The following is a 22,087-nucleotide window of genomic DNA, read 5'->3' as shown; positions in this document are numbered from 1 at the left end:
ACGAAGTCAGTAACCATATCTACGGCAAGGCAAAGCTGACGTGGTTTGAAGAGATTTTCGAAGAGTATTAACTTTGAGATTGTAGCTGGAGAGGCTGTACCTGCAATATGTGTCTGTCAAGTTTAGTGACGTAGATAGTAGAATAAAGATGAGAAGGCATAGAGAGAAGATAAATCAGCCTCAGCAGGTATCTGGAAAATTTGATTCTATAGAGAAGACTTTTGTTACAAACTCAATATACTATCAATAAATAATATCATAGAAGCAACAATAATTAAAATTTCACCTATTTGCATCATTCTATTTCGAACTTTAAATATATGTTCTATCAAAAATACTTGGATCACACACATTATAGGAATGAAAGTTTTTGAAATTGAAAAATATCCCAATAAATAAACTATAAACAACAAAAATAGAACTATGTTATATTTCTTATTCAAAACATTCCTCCCTATATATTTTTGATTACCAATCTTAATCATTTACAACTACATTCTAACAAACTATAAAAGCGTTTGTCGAATTGAATTTATCAAGCAAGCGACCAACTAGCTCATCTTTTTTCTATTTCTGCCAATATGCGTGACAGGTAGTAATGATAGCCAAAAATAGCAAGAGCAAGCAAGAGGATAAGAACTCCTACTCCCAAGCTGATGGCAAGGACAGGGACGAGAGACCGAACCAAGAATAAGCTCCCTATTACAAGGGCCATTAAGATTGCACTATAAATAAAAATCAAAACTATTGCTACTATACGATTTGAACGGTTTACCAGGTCCGTAATGCTACTCCAATTGGTTGACAGATTTTTCACGTCCTTAAAGTAATTGTGGCAAGAAAGGATGACACTGGCAAGGATCCATGCCACAAGGAGGTAAATCATCGAAAGGATGGGCAAGCCTAGATATAGAGAAAGTCCAAATAAAGTCAGAACTGGTAAAAAGGACTGGACAGCAAATATAATCCAAAATTTCACTTTCACATAACAAGCAAAATCAAAGGGTAAACTCTTAAGAAAATCAACATTTTCTCTCTCCAAGGACAAGGCAATTGAATGTAGGCTGGTGATATTGTTATTGACAACTGCTATAAACACTCCTACAAAAAACAAGGGTAACCAGTATGGAGGATGAATGTCTGGAACTATCTGAGAATCTCGGATTTTGGAAATCAGACCGATCATCATGAGATAAGGAAGGAAAGCACTTGTAAAAAGCACTGTAATCACGCCAGTCCCCTGTCCCAAGAGGGTGAGGTGGTAGCGTAAAACCATACGGAAAAATCCCTTTTTAGTAGTTGAAATTCTCTCCTTACTGCGACGTTCTTTCTTGACCTTCTCCTCACTGTTAAGCAGAATCACGTCATAAAAACGAGGAAAAACCTTCTTTTTGCTCAAGTAAAGCACGAAGACAGTTAGTCCTATCCAAGCGAGCAGACCCAGGATGGCTTCTGTCGAAAAAGGCTCCACTGCTATTTTGTAAAAGAGATGAATAGGATAAAGGAGAAATGGAATGTCTCTAACTTTGTCAACAATACGTCCAGAAGTCGACTGTAGAAAGAAGACATATATTAAAGGTATGAGAACTCCTATCCCAATCATCACATTCGAAAAAATAGACTGATACTTTCTGAAGACCCTAGTCTGAGCCAAGAAATGTACTGCCACTACCATCACTAAAGTAACAGAGACAAATAATAGGGTCAAGGACAGTAGCATCAAAGGCAAACCCAGCCATAGAGAAGGAGCTAGCCTAATATAGAGGACTAGAAAATAAGCTAGGATTGGTACAATTCCAGTTAGAGCTGGCAAGAGAACAGACAGTCCTTTAGCAATTATAATCTCTGATTCTTTAAAGGCATAGGGCCTATACGATGCCAAGTCCTTACTCTCATAAAAGACATTGTAAAATGCAGTGAAAGAAGTTGAAAAGGCAAGCACCAGTAAAATAGCAACCATGCTACTAAAAAAACTTGGTATTTCCTCAAAAGGAAAATGAATGGCTATATTTATAAACATGATGAGCATCAAGAGACTGGAAAAAATGTAAGAACTTAGGACTCTAGCGGAAACATTTACTTTTTTTCCAGGATTTTTAGCTTGCTTCTTTCGTAGGTTAGCCAGATTAGCTTCTTGAGATGAATAGAGGATATTGATATCAACTAATTTTTTAATGACCTTGAGACGCATCTGAAACCTCCTCTTTTCTACCAGCAAGGCTAAGATAGATACTTTCTAAAGACTGGTCTGGATGGTCTTTTCTCAAGTCCTCTACGCTACCACAATAAATCAAATGTCCCTTTTTCAAAATGGCAATCCGATCACAGACTTGCTCAGCTACCTCTAGGACATGAGTTGAAAACAAGACCGTCTTGCCTTTTTGTACATGTTCCTTCATCATTTGCTTCAAATCAAAGGCAGCCTGGGGATCCAAACCAGTCAAGGGTTCGTCCAAAACCCAAATATCAGGATCAGACAAAAGTGCCCCGATGACAAAGACTTTCTGACGCATTCCGTGAGAAAGGGTTTCAATAACCTGATAGCGATTTTCAGCAAAATCAAAAACGTTCAATAGCCTAGCTAGATTAGCCTCCAAGTCAGAGCTAGTCAGACCATAGGATGAAGCAATCAATTCCCAAAATTCATTGGCCGTTAAACGTAAAAATAAGTCAGGCGAGTCTGCTACGTAGCCAATCTTTCGTTTAATAGCCAAGCGATTTTCCGATAACTCCTGACCATCTACCAAAATACGACCACTGCTGGGCGAAATGATACTGACTAGGGATTTTATGGTGGTCGATTTCCCAGCACCATTATGGCCAATCAAGCCCATAATCTCCCCATTTTCAATCTGCAAATTGAGATTGCTCAAAGCCTCTTTATCACCATACAACTTACTAACATTTTGAAATTCAATCATGGGATGACTCCTATCTTTATCTATATCACATACTATTATACTAGCACTTTGATACAAAAAAATCAACACTTTATTTTAAGTAGATACAATAGTTTCCTTCTATTCTTACGCAAACGTTTGCGCCAAGAGATACTTTATGATAGAATAAAGAACAAGATTGACAAGTAAGAGGAAACATCATGCAAAATCAAACACTCATGCAATACTTTGAATGGTATCTGCCCCACGACGGTCAGCACTGGACGCGTCTGGCTGAAGATGCTCCACACCTAGCTGATCTCGGTATCAGCCATGTCTGGATGCCACCAGCTTTCAAGGCTACCAATGAAAAAGATGTCGGCTATGGGGTCTATGACTTATTCGACTTAGGAGAGTTTAACCAAAAAGGAACTGTCCGCACCAAGTATGGTTTTAAAGAAGACTATCTTCAAGCTATTCAAGCTCTAAAAGCACAGGGAATTCAACCTATGGCTGATGTAGTTCTCAACCACAAGGCTGCTGCCGATCACAGGGAAGCCTTTCAGGTTATTGAGGTGGATCCTGTTGACCGTACAGTCGAACTCGGAGAACCCTTCATCATCAACGGCTGGACTAGCTTTACCTTCGATGGTCGCCAAGATACCTATAATGACTTCCACTGGCACTGGTACCACTTCACCGGTACAGACTATGATGCCAAACGCCGAAAGTCTGGGATTTATCTGATTCAAGGGGATAACAAGGGCTGGGCTAACGAGGAATTGGTCGATAACGAAAACGGTAACTACGACTACCTCATGTATGCTGATCTAGACTTTAAACATCCTGAAGTCATCCAAAATATCTATGACTGGGCTGACTGGTTCATGGAGACGACTGGTGTAGCTGGTTTCCGCTTGGATGCCGTTAAGCACATTGATTCTTTCTTTATGCGCAATTTTATCCGTGATATAAAGGAAAAATACGGTGACGATTTCTACGTTTTTGGTGAATTTTGGAACCCAGACAAGGAAGCCAACCTAGACTATCTTGAAAAAACGGAAGAACGATTCGATCTTGTCGATGTTCGTCTCCACCAGAATCTCTTTGATGCTAGTCGAGCAGGTTCCAACTACGATCTTCGTAGCATTTTCACAGATAGCTTGGTTGAACTCAAACCTGACAAGGCTGTGACTTTTGTCGACAACCACGATACACAACGAGGTCAGGCTCTTGAGTCTACCGTTGAAGAATGGTTCAAACCAGCAGCCTATGCCCTCATTCTGTTACGCCAAAATGGCCTTCCATGTGTCTTTTACGGCGACTACTATGGGATTTCAGGGCAATATGCTCAACAAGATTTCAAAGAAGTCCTTGACCGTCTCCTAGCCATCCGAAAAGATTTGGCCTATGGAGAGCAAACAGACTACTTTGATGACGCAAACTGTATCGGTTGGGTACGTTCAGGTGCTGAACATCAATCCCCAATCGCAGTCCTTATCTCAAATAACCAAGAAAACAGCAAGTCAATGTTTGTCGGCCAAGAATGGGCTAACCAAACTTTCATAGACTTACTTGGAAACCACCAAAGTCATGTTACAATCGATGAGGAAGGTTATGGACAATTCCCAGTCTCAGCTAGATCCGTAAGTGTCTGGGCAGTCAATACCATCTAATAGTTCATAATAACCAAGCCAGGTCCAATCGGATTTGGCTTTTTTGCATTCACAAAAAGACCTACCCAAATGGATAGATCTTTACTCAATTACAATTTACCTGCTACTGCATCCAACAATTCTTGGATTTTAGCTTGGTTGCTTCCTCCTGCCATGGCCATGTCTGGTTTACCACCACCACGTCCATCAACGATTGGTGCTAATTCTTTGACAAGGTTTCCTGCATGAAGGTCTTTTGTCTTGCTTGCTACAAGGACATTGACTTTATCACCAATAGCGGCAACTAGGACAAGAAGATCAGAGTAGTCTTTTTGTTTCCAGTTATCTGCAAAAGTACGAAGGGCACCAGCATCAGATACAGACACTTGACTAGCAATGTAACGGTGACCGTTGACTTCCTTAACATCCTTGAAGATGTCGCCTGCGGCTGCAGCTGCGGCCTTTTCTTTCAATTCAGCATTTTCTTTTTGCAATTGACGAAGTTGTTCTTGAAGTCCTTCTACCTTGTGAGGTACTTCTTTAAGTTGAGGTGCTTTAAGAGTTGCTGCGACTGCTTTAAGAGCATCTTCTTGTTCACGGTAGGCTTCAAAGGCTTCCTTACCAGTCACTGCCAAGATACGGCGAGTTCCTGATCCAATCCCTTCTTCTTTGACAATCTTGAAGAGGCCAATTTCAGAAGTGTTGCCAACGTGGGTACCACCACAAAGCTCGATAGAGTAGTCACCGATAGTAACAACACGGACTTCTTTACCGTATTTCTCACCAAAGAGGGCCATAGCTCCCATTTCTTTGGCAGTGTCAATATCCGTTTCAACTGTCTTCACTTCAAGAGCTTCCCAGATTTTCTCGTTGACTTGCTGTTCAATCGCGCGCAATTCTTCAGCAGTCACTGCTTGGAAGTGGGTAAAGTCAAAGCGAAGGAATTCAACTTCGTTAAGAGATCCTGCTTGTGTCGCGTGGTTTCCAAGGATATTGTGAAGGGCAGCGTGAAGCAAGTGAGTCGCAGTGTGGTTTTTCATGACACGGTGACGGCGATTGCTATCAATTGCCAAGGTATATTCTTGGTTCAAGGCAAGCGGTGCAAGGACTTCAACTGTATGAAGGGCTTGACCATTTGGGGCTTTCTGAACATTGGTCACAGTAGCCACAACCTTACCTGACTCATCCAAGATTTGTCCGTGGTCAGCTACCTGTCCACCCATTTCAGCATAAAATGACGTTTCCGCAAAGATAAGAGAGGCAGTTCCTTCTGAAACAGCTTCTACTTCTGCATTGTCCGCCACGATAGCTACCAATTTAGAAGACAATTGGCTAGCATTGTAGTTGAAGACACTTTCTACAGTGATGTTTTGAAGAGTTTCATTTTGCATACCCATTGAGCCACCCTTGACAGCTGACGCACGCGCGCGTTCTTGCTGTTCTTTCATGGCTGCTTCAAAACCTTCACGGTCCACAGTCATACCAGCTTCTTCAGCAATTTCTTCAGTCAATTCAACTGGGAATCCATAAGTATCATAGAGTTTGAATACATCTGAACCAGCGATGACCGATTGACCTTTTTCTTTCAAGTCAGCTACAATGCTTTGGGCAAAGTGTTGACCTGAGTGTAGGGTACGAGCAAATGACTCTTCCTCGCTCTTAACGATTTTTTCAATAAAGTCACGTTTTTCAAGCACTTCTGGGTAGTAGCTTTCCATGATTTTTCCAACAGTTGGAACGAGTTTATAAAGGAAAGGCTCGTTGATGCCCAATTTTTGACCATGCATAGAGGCACGACGAAGGAGACGACGAAGGACATAACCACGACCTTCATTTCCTGGAAGGGCACCATCACCGATGGCAAATGACAAAGAACGGATGTGGTCAGCGATAACCTTAAAGCTCATGTTATCGCCATCTTGGTCATAGACCTTACCAGACAATTTCTCCACTTCACGAATGATCGGCATGAATAGGTCCGTTTCAAAGTTGGTCTTAGCCCCTTGGATAACCGCCACCAAACGCTCCAAACCAGCGCCCGTATCAATGTTCTTGTGTGGCAATTCCTTGTATTCGCTACGAGGAACAGCAGGGTCTGCGTTAAATTGTGACAATACGATGTTCCAGATTTCGATATAACGGTCATTTTCGATATCTTCTGCAAGCAGGCGAAGACCGATATTTTCTGGGTCAAAAGCCTCTCCACGGTCAAAGAAAATCTCTGTATCTGGTCCAGAGGGTCCCGCACCAATTTCCCAGAAGTTATCTTCGATTGGAATCAAGTGACTTGGATCCACTCCCACTTCAATCCAGCGGTTGTAAGAATCCTTATCGTCTGGATAGTAGGTCATGTAAAGTTTTTCAGCTGGGAAGTCAAACCACTCAGGGCTTGTCAAAAGCTCATAAGCCCAAGTGATAGCTTCATCACGGAAGTAATCCCCGATTGAGAAGTTACCCAACATTTCAAACATGGTATGGTGACGCGCAGTCTTTCCTACGTTTTCAATGTCGTTGGTACGGATAGCCTTTTGGGCATTGGTAATACGTGGATTTTCAGGAATGATGGTCCCATCAAAGTATTTCTTAAGGGTTGCTACCCCAGAGTTGATCCACAAAAGTGTTGGGTCATTTACAGGAACCAAGCTAACTGATGGTTCTACAGAGTGACCTTTGGTCGCCCAGAAGTCAAGCCACATTTGGCGTACTTGTGCACTAGATAGTTGTTTCATATTGTCTCCTTATTTACTTGTTTAATGTGATTGGCTTTCCAGCATTTCCACATAGTCAATCGCGACACAGAGGGAAATGACTAGGTCTGCATAAGTGTCCTCAAGAACCGTTACGGTATAGGTAGAGGTCAGATGGAAGAGTTCCTTCTTAATTTCTGCAATCATCTGATCACGATCATCCAGCAATTTGAAATTCAAGTCCCAGATATTGCCCTCAATACGAAGACCCAGATTATCAAACTCATACTTATTTCGCCAGAAGGTCAACTTCTTACGAATAACGAAATTTGAACCGTCCCTAAGCTGAATCTCGAAACGTGGAAGCAAGGTCAAGATTTCTTTACTGATCTGACTGACTTGTTCACCATTAACATCATAGATGGTAAAGGTTTTAGGAATCTTAAAGAATGATCCCTCCACCTGATAGGCGATTTCTCCCCTGTCATCCTTGATAGCGAAGCGTTCGCCTCCAAGACGAAACTTTTGTTTGACAAGAAATGTTTTCATCAACACCTCCAAAAACTAAAAGACAAGCTCATATCACGAAGGGCGAAAAACCGCGGTACCACCTTCATTCAATGAACTTGTCATTCTCTTATTCTTATGCAATTGTTAAATTGAGTAGCATGACTTTCTAGCTTAGATGGCTCGCAGCACCGCCATTTCTCTGGACTAAGACAAGTGAAAATCAATTCTCAACTTTCTTATTATAACGTTTTTTTAAGCTTGCGTCAACTGGAAATGATCTTAACTAATAGCACTTTTATTCTAATACATCTCAGAAGGCTCTATTTTGCCTTCTAACACTGTTTAATAGGTTTCCCCTATACTCATACGTTTCCACTCAGAAAACTCTACCTTGAACAATTCTGGAGCTTTTGTAGTCTTATCATACACCACAATATAGTAACCTTTTTTATTCCAGAACTTACCCAAAATCTCAGCGTCTTCCAGTTCAGCCTCATAGTCTAACATCTCATATCGTTGTGTCTCTTTGGCTGTTTCTACCTTTTTACCTATTTGTTGCTCTGTTTCTATTTCATTACTTCTTTGAGTTCCTAAGATATAACCCCCAAAGCTTACCCAAAAGAAGATAAAAACCATAAATACAATTGTAGCATATTTCAATAATTTCAGTTCTTTCATTTTCCTATTATTCCTTTTAGTTTAATCAGTCTAAAATATTTTGTGTTCTCTAAATATTAAATAATCTTATAAATAGTGTCTTTCTTTATTTGAATCTAATTTCAAATCCAATTTTTTCAATCACTTCTTGGATTTCATCTAGCGATACTAAAAACCATTCTTTAGGAACAAAGCTCTCTCCATTTGGTGCTATTAATTCTATGTCTAACTGTTTGTCTGCAAAATAATGATGAAGAGTCGTTTCTAATTTTAGAGCGCTGAAATTCTGAACCTCAAAACTAGCTACTAAACGGACAGGAGCATAAAGATAGGTTCCTTCTTTTTCTGCATTTGCTAACCGTTTTTCAATTTGATCCTGTGTAAAACCGATTTTATAGAGATTACGGATGTTAGCAATTTGAGGATTGCTACTCAAGGATTTCACTACATAGATATATCCAGTTGTAATGCGTTCACTCGGACTAATGCCAGTCATCACATCTTCTATCAATTCTGTTACCATTCGTCCATGTCGGGTTCTATCGTGTAAATTTGAGACAAAAGAACGGAGTAAGGCCTTCTTATTTTCTGTACCATTTTCATATACGAGATGAAGTTCAGCGTTTGTATAGCCATTCTTGTCAGTGAAGTCTTCTCCTTTAGAAGCAACATAAACCATTACTCCATTATCAACATAGAACATACCAGGTTTAATTTCTTTTTCTTTTATTACATCAGAATTTCTGACTTGACGGCGACCTTCACTAATTTCATCATGAACACGAGTAAATAATCCTTGATAATCTTCAAAATTGCCCATCCGTTTACGTGTTCGTATTTTATCACGCGCTTGAATCGTTCGTTTATAACGTGAGACATCAAATAACGATTTTTCAGCACTATTTACCGACTCAAACAATTCATCTGATAAAATATCTGTTAAACTAGCAGGACTTGAAATAGGGGTCTCGGACTCAACGATATCTATTTTTAGTAGCCCAAATTCATCATAAGGTTCTAACTTTCGGATGCTATCAGGAGATTTTCTAATACCATTCAATCGAGAAAATAAACTGCGTTCTTTAATATTTCTAGACTTTTGTGGCTCTTGCCCATTATTTTCTCTCACCCAATCTATAATTTCTAAAAATTTCTCTACTTCATGATCTGTAACTATTTTTTTCTTAGGTTTTAAAGGAGCTATTAAATGTTCAAAATCAGAATCGTTAAATATGTCATTTAAGTTTTTAAAATCAGTCATTACCACTCTCCATCTTCAGCTTCATCTGAGACAATTGTAACAAAGCATAAGCAAGTCTCTGTTCGTACTTATCATGACTTGATTTATCTGGATGACGACCATTTTCATTTAAAAACTGCTTAATTTGAGGATAAAGAATTAACAGTTCTTCTTCAGAAAACTCCATCTTCTGACCATCCATATAATCTTGTATTAGACGCAAAGTCGGAGCATCAATTTCACGTGATATAACTTCGTAAGCTCTCTGGAAAGGATTAATCTGATCAATCAAATCAATGGATAAGTCATCAATATTCACAAATTTATCTGCCATTTTTAGAAAGTCTGTTTGCCCTACTCCCTCTTTCCGTTCAGCTGATTGAACTACCGATTGACTAATAAACTGTTGACGAACTTCTTCAACTTCAGCCCCACTTAAGTCAGGATAGATTTGTTTAATGATGGCTGGAATCATTTGCTTATTAATGACTTCTGCATCCGTTCCCGCAGCAATTGCAGTTTGGATACGCGGTTCTTGCAATATACTAGCACGTAAGTCATTCAAATCATTTTCTATGATATCCTTTGTTCTTTGAGTGCTAGGCTCTTTTAAGCCTTTCACAAACATTTCGGCACCAGAAGATTTCTGGTCTTCTCGATCTTTTCGTTTGAACTTAAAATTTGGTGCTAAAACAGACTCCATCAATAGGCTAGCTGTAATAACCTTCATAACATTATTCACAGCAAAGAAAACTTCATCATCTTGAGCATCTGGTTGAGAAATGAGATTGGTAAATTGAGCATGTGACTTATTGGAACTATCCCGTGTTACTCGACCTATAATCTGAACAATTTCTGTCAGCGACTGACGATAGCCAATCGTTAAAGCATACTCAGCATAAGGCCAGTCAAAACCTTCTTTAGCCATACCAAGTGCGATAATGATATCGAGATCATCTAAACTGGTCATCTTGTTTAGATAATCCTGTACTTTTTCACGCCCTTCTTCTGTGACAAGGTCAGCGACCTTCAATACACGACCTGTTTCCTCAGTAACCAACCATAATCCAGTCTTAGGGTCTGGAACGGCTTGCCCCAGTTCGTCTAAAATTCGGTCAACTTCATCATACTTATCCTTGGTTGATTCACCTGAGTTTACATTGGGAATATGAATAATAGTTTTCTTGCTTGTGTCCAGTACTTCGTGCAAAGCATCCGTGTAACGACCACGATAAAAGTTATAACCCATAGCAAAACTTTTCAGATATTTGTACCCCTCCAACTGTTCATAATAAGTATAGGATACCTTATCAAATTTTTGCTCATCTTCAGGTGCCAAAATAGGGACAGAATCTCCACGGAAGTAAGATCCTGTCATAGCCACTACATGAGCTGTTGAATTGGCTAATATGTTTCTCAAAGCATTCCCTAAAACTGAATTATCATCTTGAGATACATGATGAAATTCATCGATAGCTAAAAGAACATCATTAAAATCACTATCAGCCAGCTGTTCAAAGGCAAAACGCAAGGTGGCATGCGTACAGATTAGAACTCTATCGTCAGGCGACTCTGAATGCATAAAGTCTACAAACTGTTTTACCTTACTTTTGCTGGTTCCTTGTTCAGTCAAATTATTTTTTGGAAGCACTTCCCAGTCCCAGTAAAAACCATATTCAGTCAATTTTGTTGAACGAAAGGATTTTCCGATAGATCTTTCTGGGACTGCTATAATAGCTTTTTTCAGGCCTTGAGCATGTAGTTTATCAAGAGCAATAAACATCAGAGCTCTCGACTTACCAGAGGCAGGAGGAGCCTTAATCAATAAGTGTTGAGAAGTTCTCTTAGCATATACACGCGCCTGCATTTCACGCATTCCAAGTGCATTATTTGATTGACTAGCACCTGTACCATTGTAATTGATTTCAAATATATTTGAGGTCATTTCGCTTCCTTTTCTGTCATTTCTTTGTACAGATTCAATAAGACACTGAGCCTTTCTTCATCTGATTCAAAAGTTTTTTGCTGGTAGGCACGTTCTACGATACCATCAATTTTTTCATGTGCTTGGCGAAGACGTTCGTTCATCGGCTTATTGGCTCCACCGTACAATTCAGCCAAGGTTCCACCTTCTTCTTCTCGAACATCCAGCATTTCAAAAACAGCATCCTCAAGCATACTTTTCCGAGATTCCGAAAGTTCTGGAATTGGGAATGTATTATAGACCAACCCAGCTGAATAACGATAATCTGTCTTTAATTTACCACCAATTGAACGAAGCCAAACCATGTGCATTTTGGATTCTAAGATACCAAGAAGCCAGATAGGAGCATTGTAAATAACCATGGCAGAATCTGATACAATTGTGTCATCTTCAATAAATCCCATAGGTACATAAGTACGAGATTCTGATGATACACGTGGAACAATAATGGCTTGACAACCTTCTATATCGCCTTTTTCATATGCTTCGTCCCATTCACCTCGTTGTACAAATTTCCATGGTGTGGATGCAGTTTCTCTTGTTCCAGCAGCCTGAGAATTCAGGCGTTCTTGTCTTACATTTTCAAATAATTGATGGAATTCCTGGATCTTATCTAATTTAGTATATTCATCTTGATCAATCCAAATAGTATATCTAAAATTTCCATTGATATACTCATCTGCTCCAATATACTTTTTAAAATACACTTCAGTTTCAGGATATCTTTGAACTAATTTATTTTTATCATCATTTGTCAGTATTAGATATTTACTTCTTGGCATATTCCCAAAGACTATTTTTGGAAAATTATTTAACTTCTCTGCATCATTGTGATTAGATACAATAATATCATCTGCAAAAGTTAGGTAGGGATTTATATTCTTTCCATAACTTTCTCCCTTATCACTATATATAATTCTTTTCTTATCATTTTTATTTGAAAATCCAATAATCGTAACTGTAACCCCTGCATTATGGGCCGCGCTATTGTTCCATTTAAAAGATTGATACGCAAAGGAAATTTGACCATATCGTAGAAGAACACTCCACAAAATTGAAACTTGTTCACCTTGATTTATTGAATTTGTTGTTACAAAAGCATATTGAGCATTTTTACCATAAATAAGGTGAGTTGCCTTATAAAACCATCCCGAAATATAATCTAATTTTTTAGAAGAAATTTCTGAACAAATCACATTTTCCAGTTCCTTCTTTTGTTCCAAGGTCATTTTTTTAGAGCCTATATACGGCGGATTTCCAAATATATAAACTTCGTCATCTGCCTTGACATTCAACACAGTTTCCCATTCAATTCTTAGAGCATTCCCACAAACGATATTTCCAGCTTCTCTTAAGGGGAGTAGCCTTGGATGGACATCAGCAAGAGCTTCTTCCATTTCCACATTCATCTGGTGTTCTGCTACATACAAGGATAGCCTTGCTACTTCATGAGCGAAATCATCCAATTCAATTCCTGAAAACTGGGATAGAGAAATCTTAGATGCATCAGCAATCAATTCTCCTTGATAAACAGCTTTTTCATTCAAGGAGTCACGAATTTCACGCTGTTTGACTAAGATATTAATTTCTAAACGACGAAGTTCTTTATAGGTAATGATGAGGAAATTTCCAGAACCACAGGCAGGGTCTAAAAACTTGATAGAGGCCATACGAGTGAGTAAATCTTCTAACTTAGGTAAGATTTGTCGTAATTCCTTGCGACGATGTTCCTCGCTAAAGTCACCACCTCCTATATAGTAATCAGCTCGTTCTTCTAATTCCGTAAATGCTGCTCGTAAATTATCTAAAAATAGTGGTTTGATGACCTTCATAATATTGGGCACGCTAGTATAGTGCATACCCGATGTTGATCTCGCTTCTGCATTTGCCACGGTTTGAATCATTGAGCCCAAAATATCTGGATTGATTTCATTCCAGTTTAGCAATTCCCCTGCTTCAATGAGTAATTGACGAGTTCTTTTATTGAAAATAAGGTCATGATGTGGCTCTGAAAAAAGCTTACCATTTACATAGGGAAAATCTGATAACCACGACTCCAAATCCTGACGACTACATTCAGGCATATCTAAAACAGTAAATAACTTTCTAACACACTCATTTAAGTCAGAACCATCTTCGGATGTCCTCATCTTAATAACATTTGTGAAAGCTCCCTTGGAGATGATATTTGTATCTTCTGCAAATAGTAGAAAAAGAACACGGATCAAAAATAGATTAAATGATTTACCATCAGTTTCAGTGATGGCTAGTTCAGGATTGATAGAAATTAGTTCGTCATAAAGTTTGGTGAAACGCTCTGCCGCTTTTACATCAGCTGGATTTTCCTTATCATAATCAATCTTTTCAATACCATTCCAAGGTAAGAAGAAGTCACAATGGGCTGGTAAATCATTAAAAGAAATTGCAAGAGTCAGCCCTGTCTGTGTATCCTTTGCATATAATTCTTGAAAATCTGTTGTAATAATAAATCGAGATTTACGAACCTGACCCTCCAACTCTTTATCAATCTCAGTCAGAGCAAGTAATGGCTGATTTTCAACTTTACGAAAATACAATCTGTTTTTTATTATAAAATCATCAGTTGCCACTTTACTTGCTCTTGTTATAGTCGTTTTAGTAATGTCAAACAATGAAACAAAATCAATAATAAATGTCAATTTATTAAGATTTTCTACTAAAACCTTAGTTCTATCCTCAATCTCAGTGATATTTAATAACTTTTTAGCCATTAGATACCTCCAAGAAACGCAAAAAGCCTACTGAATTTTCAGTAGGTTTCAATATATATTTTTGCATTTTTTATTAGGTTATATATATATGCATTTGCGTAGTCTGGCTCATTTTGAACTCCTTTGGAATTAAATTTTCAGAGATGCTATAAACAATACTAATAACTCTCTGCCTAAAACTATTATACCATAATTTCTATTTTTTCTAAAAAACGAACCAGCTTAACTGATTCGTCTTCTTACGTTTATCTCCTACTTCCGATACATTTTAAACTGTAGGAAGAGGTCGCTATATTTCCCTGTCCATTTATAGTCAAATTTCTCATAAATTTCTAGGTGTTTCATGGTTTCAACATCGGGATAGAAGGCCTTATCTTCCTTTGTTTCCTCTGGGAGCAATTCCTTCGCTGGTAGGTTTGGTGTTGAATAGCCGACATACTCCGCATTTTTGAGAGCATTTTCAGGTTTCAACATAAAGTTGATAAAGGCATAGGCTGCATCTTGGTTTTTGACTGTTTTGGGAATGACCATATTGTCAAACCAAAGGTTGCTGGCCTCAGTCGGAACCACATAGCGTAGATTTTCATTTTTTTCTAGCATTTGGCTGGCTTCCCCAGAGAAGGTCACACCGATTGCAGCGTTATTCTGAATCATGTATCCCTTCATCTCGTCCGCCACAATAGCCTTGATATTTGGAGTCAACTTGTAGAGCTTATCCACTGTCTCTTCCAACTGCTGCGGATCCTTGGAATTGAGGCTGTAACCAAGCGAGTTAAGCCCGAGTCCCAACACCTCACGCGCCCCATCAAAGAGCATAATAGAGTTCTTATACTCTGGCTTCCAGAGGTCATCCCAATGCTCAGGCGCTTCCTCTACCATGGTTTCATTGTAGACAATTCCCAAAGTCCCCCAGAAGTAAGGGATGGAGAATTTATTGCCTGGGTCAAAGGACTGGTTGAGAAACTCTGGTCCGATATTTTCGATTCCTTCAAGTTTTGAATAATCAAGCGGAACTAAGAGGTCTTCGTCCTTCATCTTGTTGATCATGTATTCACTAGGAATGGCAATATCATAGGTCGTTCCACCCTGCTTGATCTTGGTATACATGGCTTCGTTGGAGTCAAAGGTCTCATACTGAACTTGGATGCCTGTTTCTTCTGTGAATTGCTCCAAGAGTTCTGGATCGATATAGTCTCCCCAGTTGTAAATGACCAGTTTTTGACTATCTCGACTATTGATTTTACTATCTAAATGCGTCGCAATTCCCCATAAGACCAGGATAATGGCTGCAATTCCTGCTAAAAATGAATAGAGTTTTTTCATGCTTGCTCCTCCTTCTCACGTGAGATAAAGTAATAGCCAACAACTAGGATAATACTAAAGAGAAAGACAAGGGCAGACAGGGCATTGATTTCTAGAGAAATCCCTTTACGAGCACGAGAGTAAATCTCGACTGATAGGGTTGAAAAGCCATTTCCCGTTACAAAGAAGGTCACGGCAAAGTCATCTAGCGAATAGGTGAAGGCCATGAAATAACCTGCAATGATAGACGGAGTCAGGTAAGGAAGCATGATTTCCTTGAACATCTGAAATTGACTGGCACCAAGGTCATAGGCCGCATGAATCATGTCACCGTTCATTTCCTTGAGTCGAGGCAAGACCATCAAGACCACGATAGGAATCGAGAAGGCCACGTGACTAGAAAGAACGGTCAAAAAGCCAAGTGAAAACTTGAGCTGAGTAAAAAGAATCAAGAAGCTGGCACCAATCATAACATCAGGCGCAACCATGAGGATATTATTGAGTGATAGAAAGGCTTCTTGGTATTTCTTACGAGACTGGTAGATGTAAATGGCACCAAAAGTCCCGATAATGGTCGCTATCAAGGCTGATAGAAAGGCCAAGAAAAAGGTCTGAGTCACAATCAACATGAGACGACCATCGCCAAACATGGTTTTAAAATGACTCAAGCTAAAGCCTGTAAAGCTATTCATGTCATTGCCTGCATTAAAGGCATAGCCAATCAGGTAAAAAATCGGCAGGTAGAGGACAAGAAAGACCAGTCCTAGATATAGATTGGCAAATTTTTTCATCGTTCTCTCCTTTCCTTAGTTACCCACATGGTGATGAACATGGTCAGGATGAGAATCACACCGATGGTAGAACCCATACCGTAGTTGTCATTGGTCAGAAAGTTTTGCTCAATGGCTGTTCCCAGCGTGATAACGCGGTTCCCACCAATCAAACGGGTCAGCATGAAGAGACTCAAACTTGGGATAAAGACCGATTGGACCCCACTTCTCACTCCGTTCATAGATAGAGGGAAGATGACATGACGGAAGGTTTCCCACTTGGTCGCACCAAGGTCGTAGCTGGCATTGATGAGATTGTTATCCATATCGTCCAAGACATTGAAAATCGGCAAAATCATAAAGGGAAGCTCGATGTAGCTTGCGACAAAGATAAAGGAGAAATCGGTAAAAAGCAACTGTTGTGAGCCGATTCCGATAAATTCCAAGAATTGGTTAATAGAGCCATTCTGACCAAAAATTCCGATAAAGGCATAGGCTTTAAGGAGCAAATTGATCCAGGTAGGTAGGATAATCAGCATGAGCCAGAGTTGACGGTGCTTGAGACGGGTCAAAAAGAGGGCTGTCGGATAGCTGATGAGCAGGGTTACAAAGGTCACAATTCCTGCATAGAGTACAGAGTTAAAGCTCATTTTTAGGTAGGTCAAGTTTTGTGACGCAAAGTAAGATTTATAGTTTTCTAAACTAAACTGGCCTTCAATGTTGAAAAAGGATTGTCCGAAAATCAAGACCAAGGGTGTCAGGACAAAGAGGGCGATCCAGAGCATGTAGGGAACTACAAAGAGTTTAGAGCTTGTTTTCTTCATCTCTTTCCTCCTCGATTGCATTGATCAGACCTGCTTCTTGCTCTTCGATTTCCACGTATTCTTCGATACGAGCATCGAACTCTTCTTCAGTTTCGTTGAGACGCATGATATGGATGTCTTCTGGCTCAAAGTCCAGACCGATTTCCTCTCCAACGATGGCCTTACGAGTTGAGTGGATCATCCATTCATTTCCAAGTTCGTCATAGGCGATAATTTCATAGTGCACCCCACGGAAGAGCTGGGTATCCACCTTAACTTGGAGCTTGCCTTCTTCAGGCAGGGTAATGCGCAAGTCCTCTGGACGAATGACAACCTCGACAGGCTCATTTGGCTTCATCCCCCCATCTACTGCTTCAAAGCGTTTGCCGTTAAACTCAACCAAGTAGTCCTCAATCATGGTACCTGGCAAGATATTTGACTCCCCGATAAAGGTGGCAACAAAGTGGTTGATTGGCTCATCGTAGATGTCCACAGGAGTTCCAGACTGAACAATCTCGCCATCATTCATAACGAAAATCCAGTCACTCATGGCCAGGGCTTCTTCCTGATCGTGAGTGACAAAGACAAAGGTAATGCCCAATCGTTGTTGCAGTTCACGCAGTTCGTACTGCATGTCTGTTCGTAATTTTAAGTCCAGCGCTGACAAAGGCTCATCCAACAAAACCACACGGGGTTGGTTGATAATGGCACGGGCAATAGCCACACGCTGACGTTGTCCTCCTGAGAGTTTACGAATGGATCGTTTTTCATACCCTTCCAACTGAACCATCTTGAGAACTTCCGCTACGCGTTGCTCGATTTCTTTCTTGTCGATCTTACGCAAGCGGAGCGGAAAAGCAACATTTTCAAACACATTCATATGTGGAAATAAGGCATAGGATTGGAAGACGGTATGGACGTCACGCTTGTTGGTTGGAATGTCATTGATTCGGACACCGTCCAATAAAATATCTCCTGTTGTCGCATCCAGTAAACCTGCAATGATGTTAAGGATAGTTGATTTCCCTGAACCAGATGCGCCTAAAAGAGTGTAGAATTTCCCTTCTTCCAACTCAAAGTTGATATCTTTGAGAACCTTGGTGTTGCTGTCTTCAAAAACTTTAGAGACGTTTTTGAATTCAATAATTGGTTTTTTCAATTGTCATTTATTCCTTCTTTTTCATAGATTAACAGATCAGGGCTCTGTCAGGCCACTACTACCTCGTGTAGGAGATTGAACTGCCTACATTCTTCTGCACTAACGATAGGCTTTCACCCCCTTTCCATGACATAGCAGCAGCTTTTTAGCCAAAGCTTCCTACTTGCTTTCACCCAAGATACGAACTTCTCTCTCAAGAGTAACGCCAGAGTGTTCCTTGACTTTTTCAATCACAGACTCAATCAAGTCCTCGTAGTCTTTAGCCGTTCCATCAGCAACATTGATCATAAATCCTGCGTGCTTTTCAGACACTTCAACACCACCGATACGATAGCCTTTCAAGCCAGCTTCTGAAATTAACTGACCTGCAAAATGCCCGACTGGACGCTTAAAGACCGAACCACAGGATGGGTATTCCAAAGGTTGCTTGAGTTCACGTAAGTGCGTCAAGCGGTCCATTTCCTGCTTGATAACCTGATGGGTTCCTGGGGCTAGGGCAAATTTAGCTGACAAGACAACTGCACCAGACTCCTGAATAGCTGAATGGCGGTAACCAAAAGCCAAGTCCTTGGCAGACAGGGTCTCGATTTCCCCATCCTTAGTCAAGACCTTACAAGACTGCAAGATGTGGGCAATCTCGCCACCATAGGCACCCGCATTCATAAAGACAGCACCGCCAACGCTTCCTGGAATGCCACAAGCAAACTCAAAGCCAGTCAAACTATGACGAAGCGCAATGCGAGTTGTTTCAATCAAGTTAGCCCCTGCTTCTGCTTCAATAGTATAGCCATCAACAGAAACATTATTGAGCTTGTCACACAAGATGACAAATCCACGAATTCCACCATCACGAACGATGATATTGCTAGCATTGCCAAGAACCATCCAAGGGATATTTTCTTGATTAGCAAATTTGACAACGCGAGCCAACTCAAAACGATTTCGTGGAAAGACCAGATAATCGGCCTCTCCACCTACTTTTGTATAACTATAGCTATGCAAGGGTTCCTTAAAACGGATATCAATCCCTTCTAAGATTTCAAGCATTTTTTCTCTTACAGACATGTCACTCTTCCTTTTACAAAATTCATTCCATTATACCATTTTTAGAGACATTTGACGACCATAAAAAGACCTTGTCTGGATTTTGCATAAGAAAAAGAGGTTTCCCCCTTTTTTCTTATGATTTTTTACAAAAGATTGCCTTGGTCCCATAGGCAACCAGAACAAGTTCAAGTGCTAGGACAACTTCAACCAAGACTGGATTTGTCAACCAGCCAACTTGGACTAGAGATGGTGCTAGGTCAAAGAAGGCATGTAGGCCATAGGCTGCTAGGAGATAAATCCATTTCTTCTGGCGAACAGCTTGGTAAACCCAAACAGTCAAGAGTAATTGGAAACCTAGCGCCAAGATTCTCTCAAAACCAAGCAAATAAATCTGCCAGACCGAAAGTGACTGAATGGTTTTCAACATATTTTCAGACAGTAATTGCATGACCTGTGGATCCTGAGTTTGAACTGCCGAAAGCACGAAGTAGAGATTGAGTAAACTAGTAAGACCTAGGAAAATCAACTCCAAACCACCATGCCCTAACCCATAGGCCAAGGCGTCTGCCTTTTCCAAACTTCTCTTTTTCTCCAACCATTTGAAGAAAATAAGACGAGCCGTTTCCTCAAAAAATGCTGCCATGGCTAGGCCATAGATGATATAGACAAGCGGATGATCTTGCAAGAGAGCAATACTACCGTCTTTTTGAGGATGTAAAACTAAGATATGCACCAGTTTTTCCAAAATCTGCGAAGAAACAAAGAAAGCGACTGCACCCAATCCCAAGGCAGCTAGATTAGTCTGGTATTTCTTTTTGGCATACCAAACGCTCCCTAGCAAGAAAGCCAGCAACAGCACCATGGTAATGATAATATGAATGATCATTTTCTTCTCCTATTCTGCCTTTTCAATATCTTTTTTCATCTCGTCAACATTGAACTTAGCAAACAAGTATTGACGGTCTTGGACTGGGAAACGTTGGTCCAACTGGTCAATAGCTCCCACCTCGATAATGCCTTCCTTGATAACAAAGTCCATAACATGCCCACCGAAGGTCAAATCATCTGAGATAAAATGTAGATGATATCCTGCCAAACTGACCCCATTGAAAATCTCTGGCGTCCAGAAACCAACGATGGTTCCTGCCACATTGTCACGACTATATTCAGGTTGATGGGTTGCGACATCAGCAAACTTGGTATCTGGTGCCGACTTAGGAATCATGCGCACATGCATATGTGAAAATTCCCCACGAATCTTGATAGAGCGGAAAAGATTTTCCCCGTCATAATAAGACTCAATCCGTTCTTCCAATTCCTTGTCTGTCATCTCAAAGCGCTGGCGGAAAATGACCTCTGCCTGATGTGGTACTACTGCTGCGTAAGGAATAAGGGCATCTGGTGATACTTCTACAATTTCCGGTTGCTCTCCTGAGCCTTTGGCTTGATAAGCCTTGCCATCCAAGACAATCAATTCCCCATCAATGGAATCCAAGGTTCCCAAACCAAGGTCTCCATGCTCTAGCAATTCTCCTACTGTCATGGTCCCACCATAAAGGCCAGCCATCAAGGCTCCAAGGGTATTGTATTGAAATAATTTCACTGGTTCCTGCACGTTCTTATCCATTCTCTTTCTTGTTTGTTATTCTATAAATGTTACTCCTAAGTATACCACATTTAGCTTTATATGTGAACGAGAGAAACACCTTAGACATTGCCAAGAAAGAAAAAAAGGGTACAATGTAACAAAATCAAGGGAGGTCTGGAATGAAGAAACAAAGCAAGTACCAAGAGGTCGTAGCTTATCTGAAAAATGCATCGAGTCTGGACGCTTTCCGACGGGTAGCCTGAGATTTTGACAGAAACAAAACTTGAACTGGCACAACAACCCCTAAGGAACACACTTCCCTAGGGGCCTTTTTTTATTTAACTAAATCATTATTTATTTTTTGTTCCTAGCAAACATAAATATTGTATTAATAATTGCAAAAATAAATGCAAACAAAAGGATTTTCCAAAGGATAAATTTTTGTAACACTAAATATGCATATACAAATCCAATCAAAAAGCTAATAATCCCATCTTTTATTAAAAAGTTTTTATCACGCATTATTCCAGACCACACTGAACTGCCCAAATAGCCAACTGACCAGCAATGATATAAATATTTGTTTTAAGTCCATTAGCTTTAACAAATCTTAGTACCACTTTAGCTAATTCTAACCAAGCCTTTTTCTGCGCATACTTAACAATTAGCGAAACATTGGTCATAGCAAAAAATTCTTCTCGTATTTTTCTCGCTATACATCCTCCCATCTCATCCCAAGGGACTCTGTCATAGAGATTATTAATATTAGTTTCTAATTTATTTTCCGCAAGAGCAATATCTTTTTGAGAAAAGTTTTTATAAACATATTCAGTAAAATTTTTTTCATTAACTCCATTTCTAAACATTTGATCAAGAACATTAGCTACATCATCTATTTATTTTTGTTCTTGGGTACTAATTTCAGAAACTTCCGTAGTAGTTACATCATCAGCAAATACTCTAACAGAAACTATAGAAGGAGACATAATAGAAAATAGTGATAATACAACAAGAGCTGAAGTTACAGTTTTTTTAAATTTCATAAAAAACACTCCT

Annotated in this window: 19 protein-coding genes; 1 reads left to right on the top strand and 18 read right to left on the bottom strand. The window is 39.8% G+C overall.

The annotated features are described in order from the left end of the window. Window positions 1-224: 224 nt before the first annotated feature. The 3 genes from HT703_RS12095 to HT703_RS04020 form a co-directional block, all read right to left on the bottom strand. Window positions 225-485, bottom strand: a complete 261-nt coding sequence (locus HT703_RS12095) for a hypothetical protein (protein ID WP_000590367.1) — start codon at window positions 483-485, stop codon at window positions 225-227. Between the two features lie 71 nt (window positions 486-556). Next, window positions 557-2,191, bottom strand: coding sequence for a hypothetical protein (locus HT703_RS04025; RefSeq protein WP_001237593.1), 1,635 nt, complete (start codon window positions 2,189-2,191; stop codon window positions 557-559). After that, on the bottom strand, window positions 2,172-2,921 hold the full coding sequence (locus tag HT703_RS04020; RefSeq protein ID WP_000569210.1) for an ABC transporter ATP-binding protein: 750 nt from the start codon (window positions 2,919-2,921) through the stop codon (window positions 2,172-2,174). Before HT703_RS04020 ends, HT703_RS04025 begins: the two co-directional genes overlap by 20 nt. A gap of 179 nt (window positions 2,922-3,100) precedes the next feature. Here HT703_RS04020 and HT703_RS04015 point away from each other — a divergent pair, with 179 nt between their 5' ends. Further along, window positions 3,101-4,555 carry an alpha-amylase gene (locus HT703_RS04015; protein WP_001181039.1) on the top strand — a complete coding sequence of 485 codons (1,455 nt, stop codon included), beginning with the start codon at window positions 3,101-3,103 and terminating at the stop codon, window positions 4,553-4,555. 89 nt (window positions 4,556-4,644) lie between these two features. Here the strand turns inward: HT703_RS04015 and alaS are convergent, their stop codons facing one another. The 15 genes from alaS to HT703_RS11455 all read right to left on the bottom strand — a co-directional run bounded on the left by alaS (window position 4,645) and on the right by HT703_RS11455 (window position 22,074). Beyond that, window positions 4,645-7,263: an alanine--tRNA ligase gene (alaS, locus tag HT703_RS04010; RefSeq protein WP_000811774.1), complete on the bottom strand. Its 2,619-nt coding sequence runs from the start codon at window positions 7,261-7,263 to the stop codon at window positions 4,645-4,647. 21 nt (window positions 7,264-7,284) lie between these two features. Continuing rightward, window positions 7,285-7,770: an LURP-one-related/scramblase family protein gene (locus tag HT703_RS04005; protein ID WP_000847069.1), complete on the bottom strand. Its 486-nt coding sequence runs from the start codon at window positions 7,768-7,770 to the stop codon at window positions 7,285-7,287. A 303-nt stretch (window positions 7,771-8,073) separates the two neighbouring features. Beyond that, window positions 8,074-8,409, bottom strand: a complete 336-nt coding sequence (locus HT703_RS04000; RefSeq protein WP_000661302.1) for a hypothetical protein — start codon at window positions 8,407-8,409, stop codon at window positions 8,074-8,076. Window positions 8,410-8,494: 85 nt separating this feature from the next. Then, window positions 8,495-9,649, bottom strand: coding sequence for a GIY-YIG nuclease family protein (locus HT703_RS03995; protein WP_000129156.1), 1,155 nt, complete (start codon window positions 9,647-9,649; stop codon window positions 8,495-8,497). Then, window positions 9,642-11,573 (bottom strand): DEAD/DEAH box helicase, encoded by a 1,932-nt coding sequence (locus HT703_RS03990; RefSeq protein ID WP_000203246.1) that lies wholly within the window; start codon window positions 11,571-11,573, stop codon window positions 9,642-9,644. The genes HT703_RS03995 and HT703_RS03990 overlap by 8 nt, the downstream gene beginning before the upstream one ends. Further along, on the bottom strand, window positions 11,570-14,362 hold the full coding sequence (locus HT703_RS03985) for a DNA methyltransferase (RefSeq protein WP_054392781.1): 2,793 nt from the start codon (window positions 14,360-14,362) through the stop codon (window positions 11,570-11,572). The genes HT703_RS03990 and HT703_RS03985 overlap by 4 nt, the downstream gene beginning before the upstream one ends. Window positions 14,363-14,614: 252 nt before the next feature. Further along, window positions 14,615-15,685 (bottom strand): ABC transporter substrate-binding protein, encoded by a 1,071-nt coding sequence (locus HT703_RS03980; RefSeq protein ID WP_172929938.1) that lies wholly within the window; start codon window positions 15,683-15,685, stop codon window positions 14,615-14,617. Next, window positions 15,682-16,455 (bottom strand): ABC transporter permease subunit, encoded by a 774-nt coding sequence (locus tag HT703_RS03975; protein ID WP_000712740.1) that lies wholly within the window; start codon window positions 16,453-16,455, stop codon window positions 15,682-15,684. The genes HT703_RS03980 and HT703_RS03975 overlap by 4 nt, the downstream gene beginning before the upstream one ends. After that, on the bottom strand, window positions 16,452-17,258 hold the full coding sequence (locus HT703_RS03970) for an ABC transporter permease (protein ID WP_138700326.1): 807 nt from the start codon (window positions 17,256-17,258) through the stop codon (window positions 16,452-16,454). Before HT703_RS03970 ends, HT703_RS03975 begins: the two co-directional genes overlap by 4 nt. Beyond that, entirely contained in the window at window positions 17,239-18,396 is a 1,158-nt protein-coding gene (locus HT703_RS03965) for an ABC transporter ATP-binding protein (protein ID WP_000742900.1), read from the bottom strand. The genes HT703_RS03970 and HT703_RS03965 overlap by 20 nt, the downstream gene beginning before the upstream one ends. A 159-nt stretch (window positions 18,397-18,555) precedes the next feature. Continuing rightward, window positions 18,556-19,461, bottom strand: a complete 906-nt coding sequence (murB, locus tag HT703_RS03960; protein ID WP_000116176.1) for a UDP-N-acetylmuramate dehydrogenase — start codon at window positions 19,459-19,461, stop codon at window positions 18,556-18,558. 115 nt (window positions 19,462-19,576) lie between these two features. After that, the gene (locus HT703_RS03955) at window positions 19,577-20,329 is read right to left on the bottom strand and encodes a YhfC family glutamic-type intramembrane protease (RefSeq protein ID WP_119919707.1); all 753 of its coding nucleotides are present in this window, start codon (window positions 20,327-20,329) and stop codon (window positions 19,577-19,579) included. Window positions 20,330-20,338: 9 nt separating this feature from the next. Beyond that, window positions 20,339-21,070, bottom strand: a complete 732-nt coding sequence (budA, locus tag HT703_RS03950; RefSeq protein ID WP_023936077.1) for an acetolactate decarboxylase — start codon at window positions 21,068-21,070, stop codon at window positions 20,339-20,341. Window positions 21,071-21,552: 482 nt separating this feature from the next. Next, window positions 21,553-21,897, bottom strand: coding sequence for a hypothetical protein (locus tag HT703_RS03945; protein ID WP_000489503.1), 345 nt, complete (start codon window positions 21,895-21,897; stop codon window positions 21,553-21,555). Window positions 21,898-21,927: 30 nt separating this feature from the next. After that, complete coding sequence (locus HT703_RS11455; protein ID WP_000669513.1) at window positions 21,928-22,074, bottom strand: hypothetical protein; 147 nt, start codon at window positions 22,072-22,074, stop codon at window positions 21,928-21,930. Window positions 22,075-22,087 lie beyond the last annotated feature (13 nt).

Origin of the sequence: Streptococcus sp. 3874 (assembly GCF_013276425.1) — a bacterium.
In the GTDB taxonomy this organism is placed as follows: domain Bacteria; phylum Bacillota; class Bacilli; order Lactobacillales; family Streptococcaceae; genus Streptococcus; species Streptococcus pseudopneumoniae.
The sequence above is the reverse complement of the archived record's forward strand: the minus strand, read 5'-3'. Positions and strand labels throughout refer to the sequence as shown.

Bases quoted from the DNA above. Each gene is read 5' to 3' on its own strand.
- HT703_RS12095 (WP_000590367.1), bottom strand. From the start codon at position 485: ATGATTAAGATTGGTAATCAAAAATATATAGGGAGGAATGTTTTGAAT.
- HT703_RS04025 (WP_001237593.1), bottom strand. From the start codon at position 2,191: ATGCGTCTCAAGGTCATTAAAAAATTAGTTGATATCAATATCCTCTAT.
- HT703_RS04020 (WP_000569210.1), bottom strand. From the start codon at position 2,921: ATGATTGAATTTCAAAATGTTAGTAAGTTGTATGGTGATAAAGAGGCT.
- HT703_RS04015 (WP_001181039.1), top strand. From the start codon at position 3,101: ATGCAAAATCAAACACTCATGCAATACTTTGAATGGTATCTGCCCCAC.
- alaS (WP_000811774.1), bottom strand. From the start codon at position 7,263: ATGAAACAACTATCTAGTGCACAAGTACGCCAAATGTGGCTTGACTTC.
- HT703_RS04005 (WP_000847069.1), bottom strand. From the start codon at position 7,770: ATGAAAACATTTCTTGTCAAACAAAAGTTTCGTCTTGGAGGCGAACGC.
- HT703_RS04000 (WP_000661302.1), bottom strand. From the start codon at position 8,409: ATGAAAGAACTGAAATTATTGAAATATGCTACAATTGTATTTATGGTT.
- HT703_RS03995 (WP_000129156.1), bottom strand. From the start codon at position 9,649: ATGACTGATTTTAAAAACTTAAATGACATATTTAACGATTCTGATTTT.
- HT703_RS03990 (WP_000203246.1), bottom strand. From the start codon at position 11,573: ATGACCTCAAATATATTTGAAATCAATTACAATGGTACAGGTGCTAGT.
- HT703_RS03985 (WP_054392781.1), bottom strand. From the start codon at position 14,362: ATGGCTAAAAAGTTATTAAATATCACTGAGATTGAGGATAGAACTAAG.
- HT703_RS03980 (WP_172929938.1), bottom strand. From the start codon at position 15,685: ATGAAAAAACTCTATTCATTTTTAGCAGGAATTGCAGCCATTATCCTG.
- HT703_RS03975 (WP_000712740.1), bottom strand. From the start codon at position 16,455: ATGAAAAAATTTGCCAATCTATATCTAGGACTGGTCTTTCTTGTCCTC.
- HT703_RS03970 (WP_138700326.1), bottom strand. From the start codon at position 17,258: ATGAAGAAAACAAGCTCTAAACTCTTTGTAGTTCCCTACATGCTCTGG.
- murB (WP_000116176.1), bottom strand. From the start codon at position 19,461: ATGTCTGTAAGAGAAAAAATGCTTGAAATCTTAGAAGGGATTGATATC.
- HT703_RS03955 (WP_119919707.1), bottom strand. From the start codon at position 20,329: ATGATCATTCATATTATCATTACCATGGTGCTGTTGCTGGCTTTCTTG.
- budA (WP_023936077.1), bottom strand. From the start codon at position 21,070: ATGGATAAGAACGTGCAGGAACCAGTGAAATTATTTCAATACAATACC.
- HT703_RS03945 (WP_000489503.1), bottom strand. From the start codon at position 21,897: ATGTTTAGAAATGGAGTTAATGAAAAAAATTTTACTGAATATGTTTAT.
- HT703_RS11455 (WP_000669513.1), bottom strand. From the start codon at position 22,074: ATGAAATTTAAAAAAACTGTAACTTCAGCTCTTGTTGTATTATCACTA.